This is a genomic window from Gordoniibacillus kamchatkensis (assembly GCF_000829455.1).
Lineage (GTDB): Bacteria > Bacillota > Bacilli > Paenibacillales > NBRC-103111 > Gordoniibacillus > Gordoniibacillus kamchatkensis.
In genome coordinates this window covers 85006-106165 of record NZ_JXAK01000018.1, presented here as the reverse complement: position 1 = coordinate 106165, position 21160 = coordinate 85006, and the positions used below count along the sequence as shown (strand labels likewise).

The window sequence follows — 21160 nt, the reverse complement described above, 5'->3', positions numbered from 1 at the left end:
AAGTAACTGCGTGAACTAAGGAACCGCCGTATACCGAACGGTACGTACGGTGGTGTGGGAGGTCGGCTACTCAACTAATGGGTAGCCTCCTACCCGATTCATAAACGTTGTCCGTCTTCGGAGGCAATCGTACCGGCGGCAAAAAAAAACGCCGCTTCCGCAGAAGGGCGTCCCGTTCGATCAAGCCGCAAAGTTACTTATATAAAATATCGTCCTTCAAAGTGCCGATATGGTTCAGCACCTTGTCAACGTCCTTCCGCGCAACGCCGAAATGTTCTAACGCAGCACCCAAATGGTTTGCAATTGCGTCAAAATGCTCCGGCTGCAAATTCATGCCCGCATGCGCCTTCGCCATGGAAGCCCCCGTGTATTGATACGGCCCGCCAAGCGCGAAGCTGATAAACTTCGTCTGATGCTTGCGCTGCTTCTCCATGTCGGTGTTTTCAAAAAACTTGCTCACGGTCGGATCGGCCAATATGAGTTCGTAAAAATAATCGACCACTTTGCCAATCGTGCCCTCGCCGCCCAGCGTCTCGTATAGCGTTGTCGTCTGCTGCGCCATCTGTACATGTCCCCCTTCCTTACCCGGATGTCGTGATCGTCAATCTGTTTTAGAATTGCCTTTTCGGTCTTGAAGTACTCGGGCCGGGCTGCCGCGCAAAGCGGCTCTCCGCAGGCCGACAGCTTGAGCGGGCCGGTGGATGGACAAGCCCGGACACGGCAGCCGCGGTCCCCCGCTGCGACCGGCACGCCGCCACGGCGAACGCAATTCGCGGCCATGAAACCCCGCCCGCTGCCGGCACGGAATAAGCGAACCGCTCCCATGGGATATTACAGCAAGGGGCAATCCCCGCGAATATGCATGCTATGGAGGTAGAGGAATGACCAAGGCGATCTTGTCACGCGCAGTCTGCGTTGCGATGGCGCTAGCCATCTGTGCCGCGTCGCCGGGAGCTGTGGTGTCGGCGCAAGCAAGCGATTCCGTTCATACGCAAGCACCCGACGGTTACGGTACGAAGGCGCAGCATTTCGGTTTCAGGAAAAGCACCGGCGGCAAGCTTCCGTCGCTCGGCGCAGAGTTCCAAAGCTTGCTGAAGAAGCACGGAGCGATTTTCCTCGGCGATACGACGAAGAAGGAGTTGTACCTAACGTTCGACAACGGCTATGAGAACGGCTATACGGTGCGGATTCTCGACGTGCTGAAGGAGAAAAAGGTACCGGCGTGCTTTTTCGTCACCGGACATTACGTCCAGAGCCAGCCGGAGCTGCTCAAGCGGATGGTGCAGGAAGGGCATCTGATCGGCAATCATTCCTGGGGGCATCCCGATATGTCGGCCATGCCGCCGGAAAGCATCAGATCGGAGCTGGATAAGCTGAAAACGGAAGTAGCCGCCGTCACCGGCCAGCTGCAAATGGCGTACATGCGCCCGCCGCAAGGCATTTTCAGCGACAGAATGCTGGCTGTTGCCAAAGACCTCGGCTATACGAACGTGTTCTGGTCGATCGCGTACGTAGATTGGGAGACGAAGCGGCAGAAAGGCTGGAAACACGCCTACGACAAAGTGGTCGGCCAGCTTCATCCCGGTGCGGTCATTTTGCTGCACGCCGTTTCAAGCGACAACGCCGAAGCGATGGCGGCGATCATCGACGAAGCGCGGCGGCAAGGCTACGAATTCAAAAGCCTCGACGCGCTGACGGTGAAACATTATTAGCGCTTGGCGGTAAAAAGACCGGAATCGGATCGCAGCGAATCCGGTCTTTTTTGCATACAATGATATCGCTTACGAAGCGGCCGGTCCGCTACCATGTAAGCTGCGATCGTGCCGGCCGTCTCTGCCTCCAGCCGGCTCAGTCGGCGCTCCGCTGCGGCTCCGTCTCCCCGTACAGATCTGCTACGGCGAGAGCGGCGTCCCGCAGCGCGGCTCGCAGCTCCGCCGGTTCCAGCACTTGCAGCCGCGCACCGAACGAGAGCGCGATGTCGCACGCCGATTCGAGCGTGTTGAACTGCAGCAGCGCTTCGTGCCAGCCGCCGCTATCCGGGCGCTCGCTCCATTCGGCGATGCTGACGAATCGGGTCTGCTCGAGCCGGCTGCGCACGGTTCCCTGCACCCGCGCGCGTACGGGATAGCTCGGCAGCCCGCTGCGGAAACGCTCGACGGAGCGGTGCCAGTAGGAGGCAAGGTCGAAGTCCTGCGGCCGCTCCGCCGTATCCTCCAGCAGCTCCGCCCAGCGGATGCGGGAGACGCGGTACGTTCTGGGCTGCCGGTCGTCGTCCGGCAGCGCCGCCAAGTACCAGAGCGAGCCCTTCAGCACAAGCCCGAGCGGATGAACGACCCGTTCCCCCGCCGAATGTTCGTTTCCGGAACCGGACGCATACAGCAGCCGCAGCTTGCGTCCTTCCCAGACAGCTTCCTGCAGCAGCGGCAGCCATGGCACCTCCTCGCCGCTTGGATGCCAGCCGGCGGCATCGACATAAAGCCTCTGGCGCATATAGTCGGCGTCGCGGCGCAGCGCCGGCGTCAAACCGGCGAGCAGCTTCAGCAGCGCCGCCTCAAAGTGGCCGGCCAGGCCGAGATCGGTCAGGTGCCGATGGGGCTTTGCGGCGAGCAGCGACAGCAGTTCGTCTTTGCGGAAGCCGGCCCAATCCGTGCGGTAGCCTTCTGCCAGCCGCCATCCCCCTTGCGCTCCGCGTTCTGCATATACCGGCACTCCGGCTGCGCTTAGCGCCTCCATATCGCGGAATATCGTCCGTTCCGATACCTCCAGCCGCTGCGCCAGCTCTTTGGCGGATATCGTTTGCCGCGTTTGCAGCAGCAGCATAATTTGCAGCAGCCGATCCGCTCTCATCTCCCGCCGCCTCCTTCACCGGTTATGTTGTTTTTTATTGTACCACGGATATATGACATGGGATGACATGATTGTGCAGTTATGATAACAAATGTAGCCAAACCGAGTCCCTGAGAGGAGCTGTGAACGAATCATGTCAATCCAACCATTGCAAGGGCGCATCGCCCTTGTCGCCGGTGCGACGAGAGGAGCCGGCCGCGCCATCGCGGTCGAGCTGGGCCGGGCGGGAGCGGCCGTTTATGTGACAGGCCGTACGACGCGCGAGCGCCCGTCGCCAATGAACAGGCCGGAAACGATCGAGGAGACGGCAGAGCTGGTCACCGCCGCCGGAGGCCAAGGCATTCCGGTGCGCGTCGATCATACGAATGCAGATGAGGTGCAGGCGCTTATCGAACGTATCCGCCGCGAGCAAGACGGACGGCTCGACGTGCTCGTTAACGACGTATGGGGCGGCGACCCGCTTCACGCATGGGGCGAGAGCTTTTGGGAAGCGTCGCTGGAGAATGGCCTGCTGATGCAGCGGCAGGCGGTCCATTCCCATATCATCACCGCCTACTATGTCGCGCCGCTTATGATTGCCCGAGGGAGCGGGCTCATTGTCGAAGTGACGGACGGGGTCGGTTACCATTACCGCGGCCATTTGTTTTACAGCATGGCGAAAATCGGCGTATCGCATTTGGCGCAGGCGATGGCCGCCGATCTGAAGCCGCACGGAGTCGCCGCGCTGGCCGTCACTCCCGGCTTCCTCCGCTCGGAGGCGATGCTCGAGCATTTTGGCGTGACGGAGGCGAACTGGCGCGACGCCGCGGCCAAAGACGTGCACTTTCTGCAGTCGGAGACACCGTATTTCGTCGCCCGCGCCATTGCTTGTTTGGCCGCCGATCCGAACGTAATGGAGAAGTCGGGCCAGCTGCTCAGCTCATGGGGGCTGTCGGACGAGTATCCGTTCGAGGACATCGACGGCCGGCGCCCGCATTGGGGCAAATATGCGGAAGAGCAAGGCTTTTAGAAGGGACGGGAACGAGCGTGCCGGGCGGACTGATTCGTGGTACACTGGAATCATGAACCATTATTCGCGATGAGGGGAGCAGTGCGTCATGAAGTTACACGTCCCGAAGCCGCAGACCGGCGATTATTTTGCTTATTTTGAAACTTACATCAGTCTCGTTCCGGAGGGGCAAGACTTGCTGGCCGCTTATGCGGAGCAGGAAGCCGACGTCGCCGCCTATTTCCGCGAATTGACGGAGGGGCAGGCCGCGCACCGCTATGCGGAAGGCAAATGGAGCCTCAAAGAGCTGCTCGGCCATGTGAGCGATACGGAGCGGGTGATGTCTTACCGGCTGCTTCGCGTGTCCAGAGGCGATACGACACCGCTGCCCGGCTTCGACGAAAACTTGTTCGTGAGCGGCGCCTCGTTCGACAGCCGCCCGATCGGCGAGCTGCTGGACGAGTTCCAGGCTGTCCGCCGGGCGACAATCGCTCTGCTGCGGGGCTTAACCGCCGAGCAGCTGCAGCGCGCCGGCAACGTGAACGGCGGGCGCACCACCGCTGCCGCGCTGGCATACATCGTGCTCGGCCACGCCAAGCACCATATGAATATCGTGCGGGAGCGCTACGCGCCGGGCATCCAAGGGTGACGGTCCGCCGAGGCAAAAGCCCCTGTATGAGCCGGTCGAGGCTCGTACGGGGGCTTGCGCATTTTTAGCGAAGGGTGCCGCCAACCACAATCGGATGTCTTCCATGGCCGTTGCATGGCTCGGCTCGCTGTTCGGCGAGACAGCAAAAGCCGCCGTCTTCCGACTAGGGTAGACGGCGGCTTTTGCTTGAGGCAACTTGGGAACCAGGGAGGAATCGGCGCCGGTTCGGTTTTAAGCGGGATGCACCGGTTGCGGCGATTGCGCTGCGCTCCGCTTTCCGAAGGCAAGCGCGGCCCCGTATATGGCGTAAACGAGGAACGAAACGGGGAAAACGATGGCCATAAGTCCCGGAATCGGCACAAACATGAGCAAAAGGAGGGCGATTTGCGCGATGGCCGCCCACTTCGGCACGATGCGCGCACGAAGGAGGGCGATGGCCATAAGGGGGGTGCCGAGCACGGACAGCGGCATCAGCATTTGCATCAGCGCCGAGCCGATACCGCTCTCCAGCTGCGCCTTCATGACGAAGTCCGACGCCTCCTTGAGCTGCTGCTCATTTTGGATGTTGCCGAACACGATCGGGTAATCGTAAATTTGCAGAGCCGCATGCATCACGTCAAAGAAGAACGTAGCGAACATAAAGGCGAAGCCGAGCCAGCCCCACCAGCGGATTGCGGAGCCGCCGCGCAGAAACAGGCCGACAAGCCCGAACAGCATCAAGGCGACCGACACCGACAGGGCAACGTGCGTCCAGACGGCAACTTTGACGAAATAGCTGAGCTGCGCCATGTTGGCCGGGGTATCGTCCAGATGCACAAACTGCACGATGGAGATCAGGATGCCGGACACGATGAGCGCCCAGCCGCTCAGGCGGAAAAACGTTTGCGGTACGGAAATCATAAGTTACAACACTCCTTCATGAATTTTGACGAACGATCGTCGATCTCGTTATGCGGTTCATCCTACGTTCCGGACCGTCCCGCCCACAAGGGCGCCGTTCCCGGAGCATCCGGGAATTCGGAAGGAACCGGTAGCCGACGGGAATTCCCGAGCCGACGTGAATACGCCCGTGGTATACTGGACGCAAAGTCCTGCAGAGCAAAGGAAGATTGCATGATGGCCTATTGGAATGGTCTAAAACCTTTCCTCAACCGTACAGCGCGGATAACTCTGCACCTTGCATGGTGGGCCGCCGTATGTATGTGCCTGATCGTTTCATTTTACAGCCATGCTATGGGGATCGACGTTTACCATAACCCCTGTAGCGGAGGCGGATGTATCAGCTTTTTCCAAATGGACGAAACGCAATTGAACCGGCTCGCGACGATCGGCATCTCTCCTGCGCTCTATGGGGGGCTGACCGTCGTCCTGCTCGCCATCCAAAACTTGTCGTCCTGGCTGATGGGAGCGCTCTTGTACCGCTACGGCCGGCGCGACAATTATTGCGTGCTGGCCTCGCTGCTGCTCGTCGTGACGGGGACCGCCTTCAGCACCGACGATATGGTGTTCGCGCTTCATCCGTTCGTCGAGCCGCTCTTCCGAATACTGGACGGGTTCGGGACGATGTACGTCTTTTTCTTGTTCCTGCTCCCTGAAGGACGTTTCCGGCCGCGCTGGACGCTTGTTCCCGCTTTATCTTGGGTCATTTTGCAAGCGGGCAGCATGTGGCTTCCTTTCCTGCCGGTTCTCTCCATGCGGTCTTGGCCGTTTTGGCTGAGGAACGCGTACATGCTGTTCGCCCACGCCTCGGTCATCGCCGCTTACTGGCAGCTCTGCAGGAAGGGCACGATGGAGCAGCGCCGGCAAACCGCATGGTTCACGGGCGGGATGCTGTGCTACATTATCGCGGGTGTGTCCGGGACTTTCCAGATTACGATGGAGAACGGCATTGTCAAAATGGCGCTGCAAAGCATCCTCTACGTCGGTCTGCTCTTTATCCCGTTCTCCGTCGGCGTCATGGTGCTGGAAAACAGGCTTCGCAATATCGCCGTTTCATATAATCGAACGTTGGTATATGTCGTGCTGAGCGGTGTCGGCATTTTGGCGTATGCTTTGCTGGTTGGAGTATTCGGATTGCTGTTCCAGGGCCGGACGAACGGAGTCGTCGGCTTGCTCGTCGCCGGCCTCGCCGCCGTGCTGTTCCATCCGCTGCGGGAACGGGTGCAGATCAGCGTTAACCGGCTTGTCTACGGGGAACGGGACGATCCGTATCAAGTGCTCGCCGGCTTGTCGCAGCGGCTTGAAGGCGCGCTGACGCAGCGCTCGCTGCTGCCTGCCGTCGTCGAAACGACGGCTCATGCGCTGCGGCTGCCCTACGCCGCCATCGCTATGCAGACAAGCGACGGAACGGAGCGGATCGCCGCTTTCGGCAAGCCGCAAGCCGCGTGCAGCTCGATTCCGCTAACGGTGCAAGGCGAGCAGGTCGGCAAGCTCGTGCTCGGCATCGACAACGTCCAGGAGGCGCTGCCGCCCGGCAAACGGCATATGCTGCATGACCTCGTGCGGCATATCTCGATCGCCGTGCAGGCGGAGCGGCTGACGGAGGAGCTGCGGCGGTCGCGCGAACGGCTCGTCAGCGCCCGTGAGGAGGAGCGCCGCCGGCTGCGCCGCGATCTGCACGACGGGCTCGGCTCGGGCCTGGCCAGCATGATGCTGCGCCTCGACGAGGCGCTGCAGCTTCACGAGCGCGAGCCGGAGCGCTCCAGGCGGGCGCTGGAGACGGTGCAGGCGCAAATGCGCGAGTCGATCGCCGACATTCGGCGGCTCGTGTATGCGCTGAGGCCTCCGGCGCTCGACGAATTCGGGCTGGCGTTCGCGCTGCAAGAGCTCGTCATGCAGTACGAGGATCCGGCGCTATCCGTCAGGCTCGAGGGAGCCGACCGCGGATTTACGCTGCCGGCGGCGGTAGAAGTGGCCGTGTACCGGATCGTGCAGGAAGCGCTGACGAATACGGTTCGCCACTCCGGCGCCACGAGCAGCTCGATCGTGCTGCGAGTCGAGGACGGCGCTACGCTGGCGCTGGACATTCGCGATAACGGACGCGGGCTGCCGCAGAAGCTCAAACCGGGCATCGGGCTCCGCTCGATGAAGGAGCGGGCCGAGGAGCTTGGCGGCTCCTACCGCATGCATTCGGAGCCGGGGCAGGGCACCGCCATATTTGTGCGATTGCCAATGGAAGAAGGAGGATGGAGCTATGCACGGGACGGAAGGGGAAAAGCTGCGGATTTTGCTGGCTGACGATCATCCGATGTTCCGGGAAGGGCTGACGGCGACGCTGCAGTCGATCCCGGAATTTGAAATCGTCAGCGAAGCGTCGGACGGGGATGAGGCGGTGCGGCTCGCGGAAGAGCTGCAGCCGGACATCGTTTTGATGGATGTCAGCATGCCGGGCATGAACGGAATCGAGGCGACGCGGGAAATTACGGGCCAAAGCCCGCACATCGGCATCCTTGTGCTGACGATGTTCGATGACGATACATCGGTGTTCTCGGCCATGCGGGCCGGCGCCCGCGGCTATATGCTGAAAGGAGCGCAGAAGCAGGAGATCGTCAGGGCCATTCAAGTGGTCGGCAGCGGGGAAGCGATCTTCTCCTCCTCCATCGCGCGCAAAATGATGTACTACTTCGACGCGATGCTCGGCAAGCCGGCTGTAAACCAGCTGTTCCCGAAACTGACGGAACGCGAGCGCGAAGTGCTCGGGTGGATCGCCCGCGGCTCCGGCAATGCCGAAATCGCCCGCAAGCTGGGGCTTACGCTAAAGACGGTGCGCAATCATGTGTCCAACATCCTCAACAAGCTGCAGGTCGCCGACCGGGCGCAAGCGATCCTGCTCGCGCGCGAGGCGGGGCTTGGGCGGGAATAAGCACGGCGGCTATATTCATGGTGCGATTCGGCCCCGCTTCCATGCTAACGATAGTGTCCAAGGCAAGTGGGGGAATCCGTATAGTCGCATGTTCCTCCAGTATGATGCAATTTTGGGGAAGGAGGTACCGTTATGCGGCTGATTCGCTATTTGCGCCAGCCTTGTGTCGTGATTACGCACGATTGCTGCGTCCACCTGGACGACAGCACGGAGCTGGAGCGGATGGATGCGGACGTTGCGGTCTGGCTCGAATCGTATGTGCCGGAGCGAATGCTCCTGATGGCGCGCCGTCTGCGCCGGCCGGTGCTCAACTCGCTTTGGCTGAGCGAACCGCACTTGTCCGCGTACCGCGATCACCTGGGCTTGTTCCGGGAGATTGTGCTTGTTCCATATAAGCCGGGGGCGTCCGTACAGCGGTACGAGGACAATCTATCCGAGCTGTTGAAGGAAATGAACCGGTGCGGCGTCCCCTGCGACAAGCTCATCGTCGATCTGGCGATTTTGCCTTACGGGCGGGAGCCGGACACCGCCGTCTACCGAAGCCGTCTCGACGAACTGTCCGCGAAAGGGCTGCGAACGGTGGCCGCATTCGATAATTTCATCCACCGCGCACCCGGCAAGCGCGAGCTGCTGACTCGGCTGCGGATGGCGCTGGAGGACAAGCTGACGTATGCGCTCATAACGGAACGGTTCGCCGGCGAGCTGCGGCGGGACTGATTGTTTGACCGTGGTGTAGCGCGAATCGCGATCCGCGATCTGTGGACCGCGATCTGTGAACCGCAAGCCGCGAACCGCAAACCGCGAACCGCAAACCGCAAACCGCAAACCGCAAACCGCAAACCGTAAACGCAACCTGCGATCCGCGGCCGAAAGGGGTGCGCAATTTTCAAGTTGACGATTGTAAGCGTTCTCATCTATAATGTGCACGAAAAGCTTTTCAAAGGAATTGGTGCCAAATATGAAATCGACTATCCGCGATGTAGCCGTAATGGCCGGCGTGTCTATCAGCACCGTCTCGCGCGTCATGAACGCCCCGAATTCCGTGGTCAAACATAAGCGGGAGAAAGTCCTTGAAGCCATTAAAGCCTTGCAGTATAAACCGAATGGGCTCGCGCGGGGGCTGATCTACAAGAAAACGAATACGCTCGGCGTCATTATCCCGGATATCCAGAACCCGTATTACGCAGGCGTCATACGGGGCATGGAGGACGCCTCCAAGGCGCTCGGCTACAGCATCATGATTTGCAACACGGACCGCGACGAGAAGCGGCTCTTTTCGTATATGCAGAACTTGAACGAGAAGCGGGTGGACGGAATTTTGTATACGAGCGACGTCGTCTATCCCGATTTTTACGAGGAGATCGAGGCGTACCGCATCCCGCTTGTGCTCGTCGCGACGCACTCCCTCGAGTACGAGCTGCCGTCGGTGAAAATCAACGACGAGGCGGCCGCTTACGACGCCGTCAAATACCTCATTTCTCTCGGACATACGAGCATCGGCATGATTAGTTTTGAGCTGACCGATGAGATCGCCGGACTCCCGCGCTACGAAGGGTTCCAGCGGGCGCTGCGCGAGTATGAGCTTGAGGCTTGCGTGCAGCAAGTGGCGTTCGCCAAGCATTGGCACGACGACGCGTATTATGCGGCGGAGAGGCTGCTGCAGCAGTACCCGGACATCACCGCCATTTTCACGACGTCCGACGAATTCGCGATGGGCGTGCTGTCTTATATGCATGAGAAAGGCATTCGCGTGCCGGAACAAATGTCGGTCATCGGCTTCGACAATATCCGCATGGCTCAGTTCACGATCCCGAAGCTGTCCACGATCGCGCAACCGGTCTACAACATGGGCTACAGAGCGGTGGAGAAGCTGAACGCGCTTATAAAGGGCGAGCCGGATTCGACGCTTCGCGAGTATTTGCCGCACGAGCTGATTGTGAGAAGCTCGACCGGGCCTCAGGCCGCTCGTTCCTGAGGTGGTGGACCGAGAGGGGGGCGCAGGCGTTTGTGGTTGGCTGGGCTTATGCTTGACTATGGCTGGAGACATTTGGCTTTCTGATAAAGGCGGGGTGAAAGCTAGAACAAGAGTGTGAGAGGATTTGGCAACTGCTACGGGCGGGCCGAACATGAGCTTTTATATGCTTGTGTCGTCGCACAACTTTTCTCGGCTGCCATTAACGGATCATGGTTCCGTTATATCCCGGTAAGAGGGGGACCATCTACATCTTAACGGAACACGGTTCCGTTATCGGTGCAGAACAAGAGCGATTCTCGCCGAAAATGTGGAAATAACGTACTCCTGTTCCGCTAATTTTGGGAAATACCCGGGAAATTGGGCGATAACGGAACAAATTTCCGCTATCCGAAGAAAATGGGAAGCTCGTCTTACCGATTGGTTGGCGGCTCCTATTGTGAGACAAACCATATGCTGAGACACTCTGTTCGAAAACCAAATTAGGGGCTTTCTCAACATTCTCGCAAAGTTCCTGCTAAATTCGTCATGAGTCCGGAATTCCGCGCGCAGTCGGTAGTATTAGTAGATGGCTTCCAGCCACCTCTGCAGGAGCAGCGGCATGACAAAGTCGCGGCCTCTCTCCCGGCGCGTTGCCCCGCTGCACGTCAAGTGCTAGTTTTCATGGCGCTCCGCGATGCGACTTGAAAAGCTTTTCAAACAACAAGTTTCCGCAAGCGATCATGATGAAGTAGCCCATAAGTGGCAGTTATATGCTTCATATCGAACCAATAAAGGGGAAAATACGCCCTGCCGGAGCCCGGCTGAGCTAGGTCTGCGCATAGCTTCGCACGACCATCTTGACGCTTTCCCGGCTCTATGATAGCGTTGCCATCAGAGCAAGGGAAAGGGTTGGTGGCTGTCATGGGAGACGAAGCCGAACAAGCAAACGCCGGCACAACTTCAACGGGAGTAAGCAAAAGCTTAGTCGTTCGCGAGCTGGTAGCGAAATTCCAGCTTGAGGTCGTCGCCGGAATGGAAGCGCTCGACCGGCCCATCCGCAAATCGCGGGTTCATCGCCCCGGTCTCGAATTCGCCGGGTATTACGACTTTTTTCCGATCGAGCACGTGCAGGTGCTGGGGAAGAAGGAAATTACGTATTTGCACAAGCTGACGCACGAGGAACGGGATGAGCGGATCGGCAACGTCGTCCATTACCATCCGCCCTGTTTCGTCGTCACCTGGAACCAGGACGGCTTGGAATATTTGACCGCTCATTGCCGTAAGGAAGGCATTCCGCTGCTGCGCACGCCGCGTACGACGACCGAGTTCATGACGCTGGCCGACGCCTACTTGGCCAAAATGCTTGCGCCCGAAATTCAAGTTCACGGCGTCTGTGTGAACGTCGCGGGCATCGGCATTTTGCTGCGGGGCAAGTCCGGCATCGGCAAAAGCGAAACGGCGCTGACGCTCATCCGGCGCGGCCATCGACTTGTCGCCGACGACGCCGTCGTGCTGAAGAAAATCAATCCGCAAACGCTGCTCGGCACGCACAACGGGACGACGCGCGAGTTTCTCGCGCTGCGCAGCGTCGGACTGATGAACGTCGTGCGCGTATACGGCCGCGGCGCGTTCCAGGACGAGACGCGCATCGTGCTGGACATCGAGCTGATCCGATGGAAAGAGAACGAGCTGTACAACGACCTGGAGCTCGAGCAAAAATATACGGAGTACATGGGTGTTCGAGTGCCGCACATCCAAATTCCGCTGCAGCCGGGGCGCGATGTCGCCGGGCTCGTGGAGGCAGCCGCGCACAATTGGTACTTGCAAACGCAGGGCTACAGCGCGGCGGAAGATTTCATGCGCAGGCTGCATCCGGAGTAGGGCGTATTGGGCAAAAACGTCGGACAGCAGCTGTGCTAGCCGGGGTAGACGAGCGTGCATGGAGCGAGGCGTCGCGGCCCGTACGTGTGGTGTTGCTGCACGTGCGGAAAACGTGAATGCCGCAAGTGTCGCACGTGCAGCAGGCGCCGGCTATCGGCAGAATACGCAGTAAAGTTTTTGGCGGCTTCATCGCTAACGAACAGCGATGAGGCCGCTTTTTTGCGTAGGGACGGGGGACGGTTTACACAGCGCGATGGTAACGGAAATAAGTTCCGCTATTTGCCTCTTTCCAGTTAGTTTTGCGGCCGTTAGCGGAACGGCGTTCCGTTATTTTAAGGTTTCCGCTCCCATTCGAAGCTTTTATATGGGTTGAGCGAGGGCATAACGTACGCTGATTCCGCTATTTTGGGGAAATATCGGGAAATACCGGGTTTAGCGGAACGGTGTTCCGCTATTGCGAGGAGGAGCATGACCTTTTCGATTTCCGCGCTCGTTATTGCAACGTTTTCAGGCGGCGCACGTCTGTAAGGATACGGATAACGAGAATCGGGGGATGTATGGCGGTGGTTAGGAGATATCGATATGCAAAAGCAATTGCTGCCGCGGGAGTGGCAGCGCTGCTCTTGATGGCCGGCTGCGAATCCGGCGGCGGCCCAGAAGCAAGCGGCTCCGACGTAATGACGAATAAAAGCGGCCCCGAGGAAAGCGGCGTCGACGCAGTGGTAAAGAACAGCGGCCCGGGAACGGGAAGCGGTGGTACGACGCCGGCTAATAGTGGTATGTTGCAGAACGGCGACGGCATGACGCTTAGCAACAGCGGTAAAACGCAGAGCAACAGCGGCACGGCCCCGGCTTCGCCCCGCCGCCCTACCGCGCGCCGATAGGCTGCGGCGTCAAGCCGTGGATCGCCGGACTGGCGCTCGTTTTCTTCAACCTCGCGTTTATCCTGGGCCCGTTCCTCGGCCTGTGCGGAGCGCTGGCCGGCTGCTGGGTCACCGCCGCCGTACTTCTGCTGTCGCCGCTGCTGGTGCTGTCGCCTCTGTTCGGCTTTGGCATGGGCGGCCTTCCGCACCATACTGCGCTGCTTCTGTCCGTTTTCGGCAGCATGGCCATGTTCGGAGCCGGCCTTATGTTTGCCGTCGTGCTGCAGTTCGCAACCAAATGGTTTGTCAAGCTGACTTTCAAGTATATCCAGTTCAACTGGTCGATAATCAAGGGGGCTTAACCGATGCGCTTCATCAAAGGACTCGTGTTCCTGGTCGGCCTCGTCTGCTTTATAGTAGGAGCGGTCGGAGTTATGTGGGTGATCAATACGCAGGAAGTGAGAGGGAGCGCTGCCCCGGGAGCGATCGATATAACGAGGACGGTGCCGGCGGCCGGGATCAAATCGCTGAACGTTTCCACCGACATCGGCGCAATCGTGTTCAAGCCAGGCAGCGGCAGCGAGATTACAGCCCGCCTCACCGGCCAAGTGCCGGAATCGCGCAAAGACGAATGGACGCTGACCGCCGACACCGGCGCGAACGGCACCTGGAACGTCCGAGCCGCCAACAGCAACCGCCTCCACTTCGGGTTCGAGTTCGGCGAGCTCGTTACAGCCATCGTCTCCGGCGGCTTCAAAACGCCGCTGCAGCTCGAGATCTCGCTGCCGCCGCAAGCGTTCGACACCATCACCGTTCATACCGACACCGGACGCATCCAGCTCGGCGACATGCAGGCCGGCACCCTCGACGCCAGCGCCTCCACAGGCGCAATTGACCTCGAGTCGTTCAAAGGCAAAGACCTGCGGCTCCACACGAACACCGGCGCGATCAGCTTCAAGAACGTGAGCGCCACCGGCCAGGTTGCCGCGAGTACCGATACCGGCCGTGTAGCCGGCTCGCTGGCGGAGCTCGCCTCCCCCGTCACGATGGAGACGAACACCGGCGCCGTCTCGCTCGATTTGCCTGCAGATGCGTCTGCGCAGCTCGATCTTGCCACCGATGTCGGCAAAATTGACGTTGCCGGTTCCAGCGGCCTTTCTTACCAGTCGAAAGACAGGCGCCATATTATCGCCAAAAGCGGCACCGCCGCCTATTCCGTGAAGCTGAAAACCGATACGGGCCACGTCAGCGTAAATGTCCGGTAATAACGCGCGACGCCGCTGCAAGAAGACCAAAAAAGAAGCCTCCACCACCGCCGCAATGGCGGTTTGTGGAGCTTCAACGCTTTTCCGGACCGTTTCGCCGTCGATCAGGGCCAATTCACGCCGGCACCTCGGAGGCCAAGGTACAATCCGTTCCAGTTTAACAAAACTTGCCGCTCGCACCCGTCTTCCCATAGAGTCCGCAAGCTCATGACCCGGGTAGGCAGCCTCGCGTTGCAGAAACCGCGGTCTCGCAACGACCAAGCCGTTCGAGCGTTATGGACATGACCGCGTACCACAATTGGTTGAAAAACAAGCCCTCGCCAACAAACGAATCGGCGGCGGCGTAAAAATTGCCGATCAAGAAATTATTGCAGATGGACGCTGATAAAGCCGCCATTTTAGAATACGCTTACAAAACCGAATCCGACTCAAGAGGTGACGACGACTTGATCCGTACCGCGCGCAAGCATTGGCTAAACAACTGGGAGCTGTACCTGCTCATCACTCCCGTGCTCGCTTACTTCATTATTTTTCATTACATACCGATGTACGGCGTACAGATCGCGTTCAAAGATTTTATCGCCACCAAGGGCATCACCGGCAGCCCATGGGTAGGGATGAAGCATTTCGACCGCTTCTTTCAAAGCTACTTTTTCTGGCGCCTCATCAAGAACACGCTCGGCATCGGCGTCTATCAGCTGGCCGTCGGCTTCCCCGTTCCGATCTTGCTGGCACTAATGATTCACGAGGTGAGGGGAAAATTTTTCAAGAAGACGGTGCAGACGGTTACATACGCGCCGCATTTTTTATCCACCGTCGTGATGGTCGGGATTCTCGTCATTTTCCTGACGCCCGATACCGGCATCGTCAATCAGATCATTAAGGCGTTCGGCGGCCATTCAATCCCGTTCATGACCGAACCGGGCTGGTTCAAGTCGCTCTACGTATTTTCCGGCGTCTGGCAGCAGATGGGCTGGAGCTCGATCATTTACTTGGCCGCCCTGTCCGGAGTCGATCCGCAGCTGCACGAAGCGGCCCGCGTCGACGGCGCGAGCCGGCTGCAGCGCATCTGGCACATTAACATCCCGTGCATCGTGCCGACGATCGTCATCCTGCTGATCCTGAATACCGGCTCGGTCTTAAGCGTCGGCTTCGAGAAGGCGTTCCTGATGCAGAACGACATGAATCTGGAAAGCTCCGACGTTTTCGCGACTTATGTGTACCGAAGCGGCTTGTTGGGCGCGCAGTACAGCTTCTCCGCAGCCGTCGGCTTCTTCAGCAACATCGTCAACTTCGTGCTTCTGGTGACGGTCAACTTCATCGCCAGAAGGGTCGGCGGCAACAGCCTGTGGTAATTCATCTTACAAAGGAGGCTTTCCCGGCATGGGCGAAACGCGCGGCGACAAACTGTTCGCCATCGTCAACAACTTCATTCTGATCGTCATTCTGGCGATCGTCTTATATCCGCTCGTCTTCGTGCTGAGCGCCTCGATCAGCAATCCGCTCGCCGTGTCGCGGGGCGAACTGTGGCTGTGGCCGAAAGACATTTCGTTCGCCGGCTACCAGAAAGTATTTCAGAACAAAGACATTCTGATCGGCTACGGCAACACGATTTTGTACGCAGTCATCGGGACGGCGATCAACGTCGTCATGACCATTTTGGCCGCCTACCCGCTCTCGCGCAAAGATTTTGCCGGACGCAACGTCATCATGATCATGATGGTGTTCACCATGTTTTTCAGCGGCGGCATGATTCCGACTTATCTGATTATCAAAAAGCTGGGAATGCTCAACAGCATGTGGGCGCTCGTCATTCCGAACGCCGTAGCCGTCTGGAACATCATCATCATGCGCACCTTTTTCCGGGAAAACGTTCCGTACGAAGTGCAGGAAGCGGCGATGATCGACGGCTGCTCCAAGACGCAAATCCTGCTGCGCGTGATGCTGCCGCTTTCGCTGCCGATTATCGCGGTTATGACGCTGTTCTACTGCGTCGATCATTGGAACTCCTATTTTAGTGCGCTCATTTATTTGACCGACCGCGGCAAATTCCCGCTGCAGCTTGTGCTGCGCGAAATTTTGATCCAGAATCAGATGGACAAAATGGCCGGCAGCGCCTCTTCGCTGTCTGAACAGATCATGTACGGCCAACAGATCAAATATGCCGTCGTAATCGTCGCCAACTTGCCGGTGTTCCTGCTATATCCGTTCCTGCAGCGCTATTTCGTGCAAGGCATGACAATCGGGGCGATAAAGGGCTAGATCCCTTTCGCAATATAACGATGGAGGTAGAAACGATGAACAACAAAAAGTCGGTCTTGCTGCTGGCGAGCGTCATGGTTGCATCCGGCGCGCTTCTCGCAGCCTGCCGCGCAAATACAGAAGAGAAGAACGCCGCCCCAACCGCCGGCGCCTCTGCCGGCGCCCAGCCGGATAAAGTGAACGCGGACGGCATGCCGATCGTCAAAAATCCGATCAATCTCGAGTTTTTTGCGCCCAAACGGTTTGCGGCATCCGACTGGAACAACATCTTGCTTTGGCAGGAGTATGAGAAGCTGACCAACGTGAAGGTCAAATGGAATACGGTGGACCGCGACAATCTCGTGGAGAAGCGCAACATCCTGCTCGCAGGCGGCGACTACCCGGATGCGCTGTACGGCAACAGGCTGACGCCCTCCGACCTGATGATGTACGGGGAGCAGGGCGTGTTCGTCAAGCTGAACGACCTGATCGACAAGTATGCGCCCAACTTCAAGAAGCTGCTCGACCAATATCCGGACGTGAAGAAAGCGATTACGATGCCGGACGGCAACATTTATTCGTTTCCGACCGTGACCGACCCGGAGTTCAAATCGATGCTAACGGGAGCGTTCATGTGGTACAAACCGGACTGGCTGGAGAAGACGGGCTTGCCGGAGCCGCAAACGACGGACGACTTTTACCGGTTCCTAAAAGCCATCAAGGAAAAGGATCCGAACACGATTCCGCTCGGCGGCGGTCCGGGATGGGACTATTTAGGCAAATACCTGCAGGGAGCGTGGGGGCTCGGCAACCGCGGCACGACCCATCCGTATGTGGATGTCGATCCGGCGACGAACGAGCTTCGTTTTATCCCGGCCGACGATCGCTACAAAGAAATGCTCCAATACACGAACAAGCTGTACAACGAAGGCCTGATCGACAAAGATTTCTTCACCGCTAACGCCGATCAAATCATTGCCAAAGGGTCGAAGGGCGTGTATGCTGTCATTGCCGATTATAATCCGGAAGCCGTCTACAGCAACTTGAAGGGCTACGTAGGGGCCGCGGCGTTGAAAGGTCCGCACGGGGACCGGATTTATTCCTATATCGGCTCGCCGGTCGGCAGTCCGGGACAATTCGTGATTACGAAGAAGAACAAGTATCCGGAAGCGACGGTTCGTTGGGTCGATTACCTGTACAGCGACGAAGGCAGCAAAATGTTCTTCATGGGCTTCAAAGACAAGACGTACGTCGAGAAGCCGGACGGCACGATCGACTACACCGACGAAATCAAGCATAACCCGAAGGGCTTGACGCAGGACCAGGCGGTATCGCAATATTTGGTCTGGCCGGGCGTCGGCTATCCGGGCATTCTGAAACAAAATTACTTCAAGGGCGCCGAAGGGATGCCGGCTTCCGTCGAAGCCGCGAAGAAGGTCGAGCCTGCTTTCATCAAGGAAAGATGGGCGCCGTTCAACTATACGAAGGAAGAAACCGAGCGGATGACCGTGCTGCGCGCGGATATCGAAACGTACGTCAAGGAAATGACGACCAAGTTCATCACCGGAGGCGCTTCGTTCGACGAATGGAGCAAGTATACGGATACGCTCAAGAAAATGGGTCTGAGCGAATACATGAAGATTTACAAAGCCGGTTACGAACGGTACAAGAAAAACTGATCGGCCCCTACCATTCACTGCTCTGCTGCCAAAGGCCGGGATGTCGTGCGAACGGCGCCCTGCCTTTGGCATTGGTCGTATTGCGAAGCGTTCGCCGGTTTTAAGCAAAGGAAGGGGAATGGCATGCTTGCGAATTTGTTCGGTGAAACCGTGCGTTCGAGGTTTTACAAATATTTCGTTTCGTACGTGCTGCTTACCGTTATTTTGCTGTCGATCGTCAGCGGCATCGTCTACAAAAGCTTTTTCGCCACGCTGAGCAAGGAAGTGCAGGACAGCACCGTAGCCATGCTAACGCAGGTGAAGAACGCCATGGACATGAAGGTGAGCGAGATGAACCGGATGGCGGTGCAGCTGTCCGCCAACTCCGCGCTTACGCCGTTTATGGTGGAAGAGAACGGCTTCGCTCTGCACCGGACCGTGTCGGAGCTCAGAAAGTACAAATCGACCAACATGTTTATCCGCGATATTCTGTTATATTTCCCTTCCGAGCACGAAAATCGGCTGTACGCAGCCAGCGGCATTTACGACGCCAACGTCTTTTTTGAATCCGTTTACATTTTTGCCGGATGGAATAAGCAAGAGCTGGACCGCTCGCTGCAAAAACTGACCTCCCCTGTCATGCGTCCGCTTGAGCCGGTACGAGTCAACGGAATCAGCTCCCTGCAGCTGTCCGTATACGCGCACCCGCTCCCCGCCAATTCGGACACCCGTTACGGCGCCGTGCTTTTTCTGATCGAGGAATCGGCAATCGATACGATCGTCCGGAACGCACTTCACGATTACCGCGGTTTCATGTTCATCGCCAATGAGCGCAACGAGCAGATCGTCCGGCTGGCCAACGACGAAACGGAAGAGGCGGAAGCGGCCGTTTGGCAAAGCATTGCGGACGGCAAATCGAACGAGATGGTCAGTACCATAACGGCGGGCGGGGCCAAATATGCCGTCATCCGTGTCAAATCCGAGCAAAATCATTGGTCGTATATCGCCGTCATGCCGACCGACCAATTTATGAGCAAGGTGAACGAAAGCCGCAGGCTGTTTCAATATACGATCGCCGCCGTGTTCGTCATCGGCCTGTTGATCGCGCTCGGCTTCTCGCTCAACAATTACCGTCCGCTGCGGCATTTGATCGTTCACTTGAAGACGCAATATCAGATCGGCGATCTGCCCCGTAAAGCGGACGAGTTCGATCTCATCTCCCGGGCGGTCGGAGAGATGAACAAGCGCAACGAAGGCTTGATGAACCGGCTGCGCAGCCAGTCCGGCGCCTTGAAAGATCAATACGTGCTTTCCTTGATCCACGGCAAAATGAAGCGGGAAGACCTGGAGGATACGGCCTCCTTCTCCCCGCTGGCGCTCGATAAGCCGCACTTCGTCGTGCTGCTTTTTCTCATCGACGATTACGGCAAATTTCGCCGCGATTACTCGGAATCGATGCGGCATATGGTATCGTTCGGCTTTCTGAAAATGATCGAGGAGCTGGCGGCGGAAGTCGGGACCGGCCACGGCGTGGAGCTGCCGGACGAGCGCGGCTTTGTCCTGCTGCTTAACCTGGACGAGGGCTTCGGCGACCTTGCGTACGCGCGGGAGATCGGCGTCAAGGCGAACCGGCTGTTCCGCCAATATTCGAATATGTCGGTCACAGTCGGCATCGGCGATATGCACGACGACGTCTCGATGACCTACCAGTCGTACCTGCAAGCCGGGCATGCCGCACGGCACCGGTTTTTGCAGGGCCGGGACCGGGTCATCCTGTTCCGCGATATCCGCGATCACGACAGCAAGGGGGTCTCCTGGCATCCGCTGGAGCAGGAAGCCGCCATCGTGCGTGCCATCAGGCAAGGCAAAAGCGAGGAAGCCCGCGCGGTCATCCGCGATATTACGGACAACATTGGGCAGCGGCAAATACCGCTTCGCGCGGCGGAGCTCATCTGTTTTGACGTCGTCAACACGATGATCAAGACATTCATCGAGCTGGAGCTGCAGGCCGACAGCCGCATCGACGAACGGCTGCGGTCTTTGATCGCAGCGCAATACGAGACGATGGAGGAGCTGGAGAGCATGCTGACCAGCCTTTGCGATGACTTGTGCGCCTATATCGGTAAGCAGACGGAGCACAAGCACGCCGGCTTGACCGAGAAGCTGACGGATTTTGTCGCCGAACATTACTGCGACAGCTCGATTTCGCTGGAGTCGATATCGAGCCGCTTCGGCCTCTCTCCCTCTTACGTAACGAGGATCTTTAAGGAACACACAGGCCAGCCGCTTATGCGCTATATTGACATGATGCGAATGAACAAAGCGAAACAGCTGCTCAAGGACTCGGATATGCCGCTGAAGGACATTATGGACGAAGTCGGATACATCGACGCCACTAACTTTATCCGCAAGTTCAAGAAAAACGAAGGGATAACGCCGATCCAGTATCGCACGGTCGTAAGAGGCGCGTAACATGGAGCAGGCGGCGTGATAGGCGGAGGGGTCATTGGCGGGTCGAAATGATGGTCGACGGCTTTCTCGCCTTCACGACCGACGGCGCTGTTTATGTGCAACGACATCACCGCCTCGTCGGCTTATATCGCCTTGAAGCGGCTCGGCTTGAACATTCCGGACGATGTGTCGGTAGGCGGGTATGAGGGCGTCTATTTGGGATCCGTGCTGGATCCGGACTTAACTACGATAGCGACGCCGCTTATGGATCTCGGCACCAAAGCATGTCAGCTTCTGATCGAGAAATCGAAGGGACGGTTTCACAAAGCGAAACCGCCCACATCAAGTTGGAGCCCAAATTGGTTGTTCGCAGTTCGACAAGGAAAACAAGTCACCAATAAGTCCGCATTAGTGCACTTACGGTCCGTACGAAGCCCGGTCTCTTCACAGAGCCGCTTCTCCCAAGCTAGAGCGTAGCTCGCTTGAAAAGGGCTCGATTCC

The 21160-nt window shown here is 58.2% G+C and carries 17 protein-coding genes and 1 pseudogene; 14 read left to right on the top strand and 4 right to left on the bottom strand.

Going from position 1 to position 21160, the window contains the following annotated elements; genetic code table 11:
* Positions 1–193 precede the first annotated feature (193 nt).
* Positions 194–562: a group I truncated hemoglobin gene (locus tag SD70_RS12300; RefSeq protein ID WP_041047850.1), complete on the bottom strand. Its 369-nt coding sequence runs from the start codon at positions 560–562 to the stop codon at positions 194–196.
* A gap of 358 nt (positions 563–920) precedes the next feature.
* Between SD70_RS12300 and pdaA the strand changes: the two genes are divergently transcribed.
* Positions 921–1712 (top strand): delta-lactam-biosynthetic de-N-acetylase, encoded by a 792-nt coding sequence (gene pdaA / locus SD70_RS12295; RefSeq protein ID WP_156157999.1) that lies wholly within the window; start codon positions 921–923, stop codon positions 1710–1712.
* 136 nt (positions 1713–1848) lie between these two features.
* Here the strand turns inward: pdaA and SD70_RS12290 are convergent, their stop codons facing one another.
* Positions 1849–2847 carry a helix-turn-helix transcriptional regulator gene (locus tag SD70_RS12290; protein WP_041047848.1) on the bottom strand — a complete coding sequence of 333 codons (999 nt, stop codon included), beginning with the start codon at positions 2845–2847 and terminating at the stop codon, positions 1849–1851.
* Positions 2848–2986: 139 nt separating this feature from the next.
* On the opposite strand from SD70_RS12290, the gene SD70_RS12285 reads away from it, so the two are divergent.
* Positions 2987–3856, top strand: coding sequence for an SDR family oxidoreductase (locus SD70_RS12285; protein ID WP_041047869.1), 870 nt, complete (start codon positions 2987–2989; stop codon positions 3854–3856).
* 88 nt (positions 3857–3944) lie between these two features.
* Complete coding sequence (locus tag SD70_RS12280; RefSeq protein ID WP_041047847.1) at positions 3945–4484, top strand: DinB family protein; 540 nt, start codon at positions 3945–3947, stop codon at positions 4482–4484.
* Positions 4485–4715: 231 nt separating this feature from the next.
* Here the strand turns inward: SD70_RS12280 and SD70_RS36890 are convergent, their stop codons facing one another.
* Complete coding sequence (locus tag SD70_RS36890) at positions 4716–5384, bottom strand: hypothetical protein (protein ID WP_041047846.1); 669 nt, start codon at positions 5382–5384, stop codon at positions 4716–4718.
* A 393-nt stretch (positions 5385–5777) separates the two neighbouring features.
* Here SD70_RS36890 and SD70_RS36885 point away from each other — a divergent pair, with 393 nt between their 5' ends.
* The 5 genes from SD70_RS36885 (at position 5778) to hprK (ending at position 12181) form a co-directional block, all read left to right on the top strand.
* Entirely contained in the window at positions 5778–7721 is a 1944-nt protein-coding gene (locus SD70_RS36885) for a sensor histidine kinase (protein ID WP_052487344.1), read from the top strand.
* On the top strand, positions 7678–8346 hold the full coding sequence (locus SD70_RS12265) for a response regulator transcription factor (RefSeq protein ID WP_197081015.1): 669 nt from the start codon (positions 7678–7680) through the stop codon (positions 8344–8346). Before SD70_RS36885 ends, SD70_RS12265 begins: the two co-directional genes overlap by 44 nt.
* Positions 8347–8478: 132 nt before the next feature.
* The gene (locus SD70_RS12260; RefSeq protein ID WP_041047845.1) at positions 8479–9063 is read left to right on the top strand and encodes a hypothetical protein; all 585 of its coding nucleotides are present in this window, start codon (positions 8479–8481) and stop codon (positions 9061–9063) included.
* A gap of 241 nt (positions 9064–9304) precedes the next feature.
* A complete protein-coding gene (locus SD70_RS12255) occupies positions 9305–10321 on the top strand; it encodes a LacI family DNA-binding transcriptional regulator (protein WP_041047843.1) in 1017 nt (338 codons plus the stop codon).
* 900 nt (positions 10322–11221) lie between these two features.
* Positions 11222–12181: an HPr(Ser) kinase/phosphatase gene (gene hprK, locus SD70_RS12250; protein ID WP_052487343.1), complete on the top strand. Its 960-nt coding sequence runs from the start codon at positions 11222–11224 to the stop codon at positions 12179–12181.
* A 493-nt stretch (positions 12182–12674) separates the two neighbouring features.
* On the opposite strand, the gene SD70_RS37950 is transcribed toward hprK, so the two are convergent.
* Positions 12675–13256, bottom strand: coding sequence for a hypothetical protein (locus SD70_RS37950; RefSeq protein WP_231571176.1), 582 nt, complete (start codon positions 13254–13256; stop codon positions 12675–12677).
* A 153-nt stretch (positions 13257–13409) separates the two neighbouring features.
* Here SD70_RS37950 and SD70_RS12235 point away from each other — a divergent pair, with 153 nt between their 5' ends.
* From SD70_RS12235 to SD70_RS40320, 6 genes and pseudogenes are all read left to right on the top strand, one after another.
* Positions 13410–14309 carry a DUF4097 family beta strand repeat-containing protein gene (locus SD70_RS12235; RefSeq protein ID WP_041047841.1) on the top strand — a complete coding sequence of 300 codons (900 nt, stop codon included), beginning with the start codon at positions 13410–13412 and terminating at the stop codon, positions 14307–14309.
* Between the two features lie 446 nt (positions 14310–14755).
* Positions 14756–15664, top strand: a complete 909-nt coding sequence (locus SD70_RS12230; RefSeq protein WP_041047864.1) for an ABC transporter permease — start codon at positions 14756–14758, stop codon at positions 15662–15664.
* Positions 15665–15692: 28 nt separating this feature from the next.
* Entirely contained in the window at positions 15693–16571 is an 879-nt protein-coding gene (locus SD70_RS12225; protein WP_041047840.1) for a carbohydrate ABC transporter permease, read from the top strand.
* Between the two features lie 35 nt (positions 16572–16606).
* Positions 16607–18229: an extracellular solute-binding protein gene (locus SD70_RS12220; RefSeq protein WP_041047839.1), complete on the top strand. Its 1623-nt coding sequence runs from the start codon at positions 16607–16609 to the stop codon at positions 18227–18229.
* A gap of 123 nt (positions 18230–18352) precedes the next feature.
* The gene (locus SD70_RS12215; protein WP_041047838.1) at positions 18353–20680 is read left to right on the top strand and encodes a helix-turn-helix domain-containing protein; all 2328 of its coding nucleotides are present in this window, start codon (positions 18353–18355) and stop codon (positions 20678–20680) included.
* An 81-nt stretch (positions 20681–20761) separates the two neighbouring features.
* A pseudogene (locus SD70_RS40320) lies at positions 20762–21136 on the top strand (substrate-binding domain-containing protein); the annotation flags it as partial.
* Positions 21137–21160 lie beyond the last annotated feature (24 nt).

Bases quoted from the DNA above. Each gene is read 5' to 3' on its own strand.
- SD70_RS12300 (WP_041047850.1), bottom strand. From the start codon at position 562: ATGGCGCAGCAGACGACAACGCTATACGAGACGCTGGGCGGCGAGGGC.
- SD70_RS12225 (WP_041047840.1), top strand. From the start codon at position 15,693: ATGGGCGAAACGCGCGGCGACAAACTGTTCGCCATCGTCAACAACTTC.
- SD70_RS12235 (WP_041047841.1), top strand. From the start codon at position 13,410: ATGCGCTTCATCAAAGGACTCGTGTTCCTGGTCGGCCTCGTCTGCTTT.
- SD70_RS12255 (WP_041047843.1), top strand. From the start codon at position 9,305: ATGAAATCGACTATCCGCGATGTAGCCGTAATGGCCGGCGTGTCTATC.
- SD70_RS12220 (WP_041047839.1), top strand. From the start codon at position 16,607: ATGAACAACAAAAAGTCGGTCTTGCTGCTGGCGAGCGTCATGGTTGCA.
- SD70_RS12290 (WP_041047848.1), bottom strand. From the start codon at position 2,847: ATGAGAGCGGATCGGCTGCTGCAAATTATGCTGCTGCTGCAAACGCGG.
- hprK (WP_052487343.1), top strand. From the start codon at position 11,222: ATGGGAGACGAAGCCGAACAAGCAAACGCCGGCACAACTTCAACGGGA.
- SD70_RS36885 (WP_052487344.1), top strand. From the start codon at position 5,778: ATGGACGAAACGCAATTGAACCGGCTCGCGACGATCGGCATCTCTCCT.
- pdaA (WP_156157999.1), top strand. From the start codon at position 921: ATGGCGCTAGCCATCTGTGCCGCGTCGCCGGGAGCTGTGGTGTCGGCG.
- SD70_RS37950 (WP_231571176.1), bottom strand. From the start codon at position 13,256: ATGGTGCGGAAGGCCGCCCATGCCAAAGCCGAACAGAGGCGACAGCAC.
- SD70_RS12265 (WP_197081015.1), top strand. From the start codon at position 7,678: ATGCACGGGACGGAAGGGGAAAAGCTGCGGATTTTGCTGGCTGACGAT.
- SD70_RS12215 (WP_041047838.1), top strand. From the start codon at position 18,353: ATGCTTGCGAATTTGTTCGGTGAAACCGTGCGTTCGAGGTTTTACAAA.
- SD70_RS36890 (WP_041047846.1), bottom strand. From the start codon at position 5,384: ATGATTTCCGTACCGCAAACGTTTTTCCGCCTGAGCGGCTGGGCGCTC.
- SD70_RS12280 (WP_041047847.1), top strand. From the start codon at position 3,945: ATGAAGTTACACGTCCCGAAGCCGCAGACCGGCGATTATTTTGCTTAT.
- SD70_RS12260 (WP_041047845.1), top strand. From the start codon at position 8,479: ATGCGGCTGATTCGCTATTTGCGCCAGCCTTGTGTCGTGATTACGCAC.